This is a genomic window from Ectopseudomonas alcaliphila (assembly GCF_900101755.1).
Taxonomy (GTDB): domain Bacteria; phylum Pseudomonadota; class Gammaproteobacteria; order Pseudomonadales; family Pseudomonadaceae; genus Aquipseudomonas; species Aquipseudomonas alcaliphila.
In genome coordinates, this window is the sequence record NZ_FNAE01000003.1 from 21,977 (window position 1) to 28,442 (window position 6,466).

General features: G+C 62.0%; 6 protein-coding genes. 4 read left to right on the plus strand and 2 right to left on the minus strand.

The features are described from left to right. Positions 1 to 7: 7 nt before the first annotated feature. Positions 8 to 1,000: a D-cysteine desulfhydrase gene (locus BLR77_RS11790; RefSeq protein ID WP_074677988.1), complete on the minus strand. Its 993-nt coding sequence runs from the start codon at positions 998 to 1,000 to the stop codon at positions 8 to 10. A 224-nt stretch (positions 1,001 to 1,224) separates the two neighbouring features. Here BLR77_RS11790 and BLR77_RS11795 point away from each other — a divergent pair, with 224 nt between their 5' ends. Continuing rightward, positions 1,225 to 2,007 (plus strand): MetQ/NlpA family ABC transporter substrate-binding protein, encoded by a 783-nt coding sequence (locus BLR77_RS11795; RefSeq protein WP_074677990.1) that lies wholly within the window; start codon positions 1,225 to 1,227, stop codon positions 2,005 to 2,007. 178 nt (positions 2,008 to 2,185) lie between these two features. Here BLR77_RS11795 and BLR77_RS11800 read toward each other — a convergent pair whose 3' ends face one another. After that, the gene (locus BLR77_RS11800) at positions 2,186 to 4,090 is read right to left on the minus strand and encodes a patatin-like phospholipase family protein (RefSeq protein ID WP_074677992.1); all 1,905 of its coding nucleotides are present in this window, start codon (positions 4,088 to 4,090) and stop codon (positions 2,186 to 2,188) included. 371 nt (positions 4,091 to 4,461) lie between these two features. Here BLR77_RS11800 and BLR77_RS11805 point away from each other — a divergent pair, with 371 nt between their 5' ends. The 3 genes from BLR77_RS11805 to BLR77_RS25535 all read left to right on the plus strand — a co-directional run. Beyond that, positions 4,462 to 5,631, plus strand: a complete 1,170-nt coding sequence (locus BLR77_RS11805; protein ID WP_074677994.1) for a GGDEF domain-containing protein — start codon at positions 4,462 to 4,464, stop codon at positions 5,629 to 5,631. A gap of 177 nt (positions 5,632 to 5,808) precedes the next feature. Beyond that, positions 5,809 to 6,111: an ArsR/SmtB family transcription factor gene (locus tag BLR77_RS11810; RefSeq protein WP_072423782.1), complete on the plus strand. Its 303-nt coding sequence runs from the start codon at positions 5,809 to 5,811 to the stop codon at positions 6,109 to 6,111. A gap of 152 nt (positions 6,112 to 6,263) precedes the next feature. Beyond that, on the plus strand, positions 6,264 to 6,466 hold a 203-nt coding region (locus BLR77_RS25535), incomplete at its 3' end, for a hypothetical protein (RefSeq protein WP_394328049.1).

Genomic DNA, 6,466 nt, shown 5'->3' on the forward strand with positions numbered 1-6,466 from the left:
TATATATTCATTTTTGTTTGTAGGCGAAGAGGGCCGGCGAGCCGCCTGTGTGCAGGAACAGCAGCGGTCCGTTGCCTGGGAAGGCGCCACGCTTCAGGCCATCGAGCAGCCCGGCGAAGGCTTTGCCAGTGTAGACCGGGTCGAGCAGGATCGCTTCCAGGCGCGCCAGCAGGCTGATGGCCTCCAGGCAGGCGGCGTTGGCTTCGCCATAGCGCGGGGCGAAATAGGCGTCCCATAGCTCCAGGTTCAATCCGTGCGGCATCTCCACACCCAGCAGTGCTGCGGTGCGCTGGAGTAGACCTTCGACCTTGGGCTTTTGTGCCGCCTCGCTGCGCGAAACGGTGACGCCGATCACGCGCGTGCCGGGGCACGCGCTTTCCAGCGCGAGGGCCAGCCCGGCATGGGTGCCGGCGCTGCCGGAGGCCAGCACCACGGCGGCGAAGTCCTGGCCGCTGGCGGCGATCTGCTCGGCTAGCTCCAGCCCGCCACGCACGTAGCCGAGTGCGCCCAGGGCATTGGAGCCGCCGATGGGTACCAGGTATGGACGACGCCCGGCTGCGCTAAGGCGTTGGCAGGCGGCTTCCAGCAGTTGGTCGGCGTTGTCCAGGTTGGCGACGTTTTCCACCTCGGCGCCAAACAGATCCAGCAGCAGGCGATTGCCGTTGCCCAGGTAGTCGTCGCTCTGGCTGTCGATGGGGTTTTCCAGCAGGGCCAGGCAGCCCAGGCCGAGCTGCGCGGCGACCGCTGCGGTTTGCCGCACGTGGTTTGACTGGATGGCGCCGGCCGTGACCAGCACATCGGCGCCCTTGGCCTGTGCATCGGCGGCGAGATATTCGAGCTTGCGTGCCTTGTTGCCGCCGAGCGCCAACGGGGTGAGGTCGTCGCGTTTGATCCAGATATCGCGGCTCAGGTGCTGGGACAGACGTGGCAGATGCTGCAGGGCGGTGGCCTGAGGGATCAGTTGCAGGCGGGGGAAGCGGGCGAGGGCGGCGGTGAGCATGGGAGCCTCCAGGGAGCGAAGGCTTTGCACTCTAGGTGGGAGGGGACTGGGCTCACAAGCAGAAGTGGAAGATTATTTTGGATATAAGAAAATAATTAATAATTATTTTATGGCATAAATGTTTCTCCGTACTGTTGCGCCCAGCCCGCTATATCCGTCGGGCGCCTGCCAAACGCGCCGGGCTGTCGATCCAGCCGGTGCCATAAACCGAGAACAAGGACATCATGAAGAAGACCCTGCTGCTGACTGCCCTGGCCGCTGCCCTGACTGCCTCCCTGGCCCAGGCTGGCGAAAAGCTGAGCGTGGCCGCCACGCCGGTGCCGCACGCCGAAATCCTCGAACTGATCAAACCCGAGCTGGCCAAGCAAGGCGTGGATCTGGATATCAAGGTCTTCACCGACTACGTTCAACCCAACCTGCAGGTGAGCCAGAAGAATCTGGATGCCAACTACTTCCAGACCAAGCCGTACCTGGACACCTTCAATACGCAGCGCGGTACCGAACTGGTGATCGTGCAGGGCGTGCACGTCGAGCCCTTCGGCGCCTATTCGGCCAAGTACAAGTCCCTCGACGAATTGCCGAACGGCGCCACCATCGCCATTCCCAACGAAGTCAGCACCACCGGCCGTGCGCTGCTGCTGTTGCAGAAGGCCGGCCTGCTGACCCTCAAGGACCCCACCAGCGCCCAGGCGCTGCCGCGCGACATCGTCGATAACCCGCGCAACTTCAAGTTCCGCGAGCTGGAGGCGGCCACCGTGCCGCGCGTACTGAATCAGGTCGACCTGGCGCTGATCAACACCAACTATGCGTTGGAGGCCAAGCTCAATCCCAAGCGCGATGCGCTGGCGATCGAAGGCAGCGACTCGCCTTACGTCAACTATCTGGTTGCCCGTCCGGACAATCAGGACAGCGAGGCGATCAAGAAGCTTTCCGCCGCGCTGACCAGCCCGGAAGTGAAGGCCTTCATCGAGAAGCGTTATGAAGGTGCGGTACTGCCGGCCTTCTGATCGAAACTGTAAGGCGGCTCTTTTTGTGTCCTAGCTGCCCACCGTTGAACACGGTAATAAACCTGTGCAAACGGGTTTACGTTTACGCCGAGCCGGCTCAGCCGACACGGCGTTTTTTTTTGCCCGAGGCTTTTGTTGGTCGGGTTCTGCGCAGGACGTCAAAGCGATGGCCAGCGCCCTACAGGCGTGGGCGCAGTTTCAGTTCTGGCGTGGGTTTGGGGGCTCCCTTGGCCGGGTGGCTGTCCGGGTGCTGTTCGATCATCTGGGCGATCTCCCGCAGTTTGCCAAGCATGGCCTGGGCCAGGCCGGCCTGGGTGCGGTACAGGCCGGTGTCCGGGTCCTGTTCCAGATCGCTGAGACCTTTGAAGGGATAGCTGTAGCGCTTGGCATCGGCGGTGAAGAAGCGCTGGTAGTCCTGCTCGGTGCCGTGCAGTTCGCGGCAGGCCCTTTCCAGGCTCTGCAGCTGTTCGGCGACGCTGGCCAGTTGCAGGCGCAGACGAATGATCTGGTGGTTCTCCCAGTTCATCGGTGAGGCCTGGGCGCCGGGCTGCCAGTGCTGCGGGTCGCCGAAACGCAGGACGAACTGCTGGCCGGCTTCACGTCCGTAGCGGGTCAGCCGCTCGATGCGCTCGGTGGGCATGGTCAGGTTGAGGCCGCCTTCTTCGCGGGTCAGCTGGATCAGGCCGATACGGTCGCGAAAGCCGGGCATCAGCGAAAGGGTTTCGTGGTTCCAGTCCTTGGCGACATTGCTGAGCAGGGCGAGGAAACCGCGCAGGGCTGGCAGACCCGTTCGGGGGAAGCGGCGCCAGTAGGCGAGCCGTGCATCGCCGTTGTTGCGCGGGAAGCGCACGCGTTGTTCGTCGGCGCCATCGGTTGGCCCCAGATCGAGGCCGAAGGTGGGGCGCCTGGGCAGCGCGGCATCGAAGAAGTGGATGGGAAAGTTGGAGCTGATGCCGCCATCGGTGAACCAGCAGCGCTCCAGCTTCTTCCTGCTGGTGCGATAGTCCACGGCGTGCAGCGGTACGGCGCTGAGCAGCAGGGGAAAGCTCAGGCTCATGCGCACGGCGACGATTACCGGCAGGTCATCGGGCAGTGGCAGGCGCAGGTACCCGTCGCCGCGCTCATCGCCAGGGCGCTGGTGAGCGCGCATCCAGGCCACCACACGGCGGGGGAACAACCGTGAGAACTCCTCCTGGCGGAAATGGAACTGGTTGTTCTCGCGCACCTGCTCGTCGTCACGAAACGGCAGGCGGAAAGGCCGCGCCATGCTCAGGCAGGTGGTCATCACCTGCAGGTCGATGCCATGGCGACGCAGGTCGCCAAAGGTCAATGGTCGCTCGCACTCGATGGCATCCGCCTGACCCGCGCAGTATTCATGCTGGCCGCTGAGCCGATCGAAGTACTGGGTCAGCCAGGTGGTCAGGGCTTCATCCGGGGCGTCGTCATCGGTCTCTGGCATGCCGCTGCACAGGCCGAAACCGCTGGCTGGCAATTCACGCAATGCCACCAGGGCCAGGCGCAGGACCACGGCGAGCACGCCACCCAACGCGGCGAACAGCAAGACCCAGAGCCAGACCAGCACGCTGGCGCTGCTGGCAGCGCTCCACCACAGCGGCCCGCCCGCCAGCAGGGCGCCGGCCAGGGCGGTGAGCTTGTGCCGCATGAGCATGACCTTCAGTGGCGCGAACAACCGCGTCCAGGGGCCTTTTCCCTTGACCTCGAGGATGGCGATGAAGGTATCGAACAGGGCACGGACTGCCGGGGCAGGCTTGAACAACGCCAGCAGCTTGGTGCCATGGCCATTCGCGGCGGGCACGCAGAGGTGCTGGGGCAGTCGCTCGATTTCCGCGAAGCCGGCTGGGTCGCTGCTCAACTCACCTTGCTGATAGCGCTGGCGGCCCAGTTCGGCAGCGGCCGCTGCTGCCGCGGCGATGGCGCCAGCGCTGGTACCGCCGATGCTGCGCAGGCGAAACGCCTTGGCGATCTCGGTGATCGCCAGCGGGTAGACGATGCCACTGGTGATGCCGCCTTTCATGATCAGGTCGCATTCCCGGGCAAAGGCCGCCTGGCGCGAATCGCTCATCTACTGCTCCTTGTCGTCATGCCGAACGCTGGCGCGGGCATGATAACGCGGCTTTTAGGGCTATATGCCAGTATTGCGAGCGAGCATCGGTGCCAAGCAGAAACGCGAGGAGGGTGGCCATCGATACGCGAAGTACAGCGGCCCGGAGCGACTGGCTGCCAGATACTGGCGCAACATCTCGTTCGAGGCGTTCGTCGAAACTGTTTCGCAGCGCGAACAGATGGCAAATTGCCTTGCTGGTCGTATATGCCTACGATCCGTGGCCGTGAAACGCCATGCCTCTGCAACGCAGAGCGAGGGGAGGGTGCGCATGTTTGCGCCATCCCCTTAGTGCTAGGCTCCTGTCGCCACCTCTCTACTTGCGCGAACCCATGGTCACTACCGTCATTCTTGGCATGCTCTGCGTGTACCTGCTGTGTTTTTCCGTGATGTTCCTGCTTATCAGTACGCGGCTGAATGGCAAGAAGATGGGCATGGAAGTCTTCGCCCTGGGCAACCTTCTGCTTGGGCTCGCCTATATCCTGCAACTGGTCGGCGGCCCGCCGGGTTGGGGCGTGTTGAGCATGGTCAACCACACGCTGACGCTCAGTGCCCCGGTCGCCTATGTGCTGGGCGCCATGCGTTTCTTTGGGCAGCCAACACCGATCCTGCGTCCGTTGCTCGCATTGGCGGTGGGCTACTCGTTGATACAGGTGCTGGTGCAATACTGGCTCGGCAACGAGGCGCGCCATGCCTTGCTGGCGGGTTCATGCGCGCTGTTGTTCCTGGCCATGACTGCGGCCGCACTGCATGGTGTGCGGACCTTCGCCCAGGACCTGCGCGTCGAGATGATCGTATTCGCCGTGCTGATCGGCGGCATCTGCATCCTCAACGCCATGAAGTTCGCGATGATTGTCGAGGGCGGCCTGGCGGCGCTGGATCTGAGCAGCGGCTTCCAGAAGGTGTTCTACATCTACATGTCATTCCTGGCGACGGTACTGCCGCCTTGCGCCGTATGGCTGGTGCTGCGCCGCCTCACCGATGAGCTGCGCACATTGGCCGCGCACGACCCATTGACCCGGCTGCTCAACCGACGCGGGCTGATGGACGCCCTGGAGCTGTACTTTCGTTCGCGCAAGGCCGCTGCGGCGTACCTGCTGATCGTGGATATCGATCACTTCAAACACATCAACGACACTCATGGCCATAAGGTCGGCGACCTCGTGTTGACTCGTGTTGCCGAGGTGCTCAAGGCCACTGTTCGCCAAGGCGATCTGATCTGCCGGTTGGGCGGGGAGGAGTTCGTGGTCATCGCCCTGGACACGGACAGGGCCGGGGTTCTGCAACTGGCTGAGCGCACGCGAGCAGCGATCGAACAGGGCGAGGTGCTCGGCACTGACCATGATCAAGCAATTCGCTGCACGGCAACCATTGGCGTCTCGGAAGAGTTCACCAGCGTGCAGGTGTTCGACGAGTTTCTACAGCAGGCAGATGCTGCGTTGTATCGCGGTAAGGCGGCGGGGCGTAATCGGACCGAATGGCCTCATGCATGGGATGCCTAGCAGGCCATGCGTCAATGTCGCCTGCGAATTGCGGGCGAGTCCCCCTGCGGGGGCTTGCGAATCTGAGACGTTCCACGAGATCTGGCCGACCCTATAGGCTGCTTCCGTTGGATGGCATGTCCGACGGGCGGTTGATTCGCGCATTGACATATCGGTAAATGTCGATATTATTGCGCCATGGAACTGATCAACGTATTCAAAGCCCTCTCGAACCCTACACGCCTTGGAATCCTCAAGGGGTTGAAGGATCCGGTGAAGAACTTTCCTCCCCAGGATGAAGGGGACGTTCATACCGTTGGTGTGTGCGTCAGCAGTATTCAGGAAGGTGTCGGTCTGTCGCAGTCGACGGTGTCCGATTACCTCGCCACGCTGCAGCGAGTCGGTCTGGTCGAAGTCCGCCGGATCGGGCAGTGGACCTACTACAAGCGCAATGAAGCGAACATCCGTGCTCTGGCCGAGCTCATAGGCAAAGAGCTGTAATTTTTTAACTTAATATATCGACTATTCTCGATATCCCTTTTTGCCGAAGCGAGGATTCATGATGGAGAGACCCTAGGCAAAGCCGTGTATTTTTTTTGCTCCATCATATCGAAAATTCCCTATATCCCTTTTTCCAGAAACAAGGATCTACCATGAAAACGCAAATTCTCAAGTTACTAGCAAGTGTCATTCTGGCCAATGTGGCTTCATCTGCATTCGCCGCATCGCCATCTAGCCCGCAGCCGTTGCAAGGCGCTGCGACCATCGAGCAAGCAACCGCCGTCGACCGTAATATTTCGGAAAATGGTTTCGACCGCACCCCTCTCGGCCAACGTATTGCTGCAGATGGTTTCGA

Excerpts from the sequence above, each read along its gene's own strand:
- BLR77_RS11790 (WP_074677988.1), bottom strand. The coding sequence starts at position 1,000 with ATGCTCACCGCCGCCCTCGCCCGCTTCCCCCGCCTGCAACTGATCCCT.
- BLR77_RS11795 (WP_074677990.1), top strand. The coding sequence starts at position 1,225 with ATGAAGAAGACCCTGCTGCTGACTGCCCTGGCCGCTGCCCTGACTGCC.
- BLR77_RS11800 (WP_074677992.1), bottom strand. The coding sequence starts at position 4,090 with ATGAGCGATTCGCGCCAGGCGGCCTTTGCCCGGGAATGCGACCTGATC.
- BLR77_RS11805 (WP_074677994.1), top strand. The coding sequence starts at position 4,462 with ATGGTCACTACCGTCATTCTTGGCATGCTCTGCGTGTACCTGCTGTGT.
- BLR77_RS11810 (WP_072423782.1), top strand. The coding sequence starts at position 5,809 with ATGGAACTGATCAACGTATTCAAAGCCCTCTCGAACCCTACACGCCTT.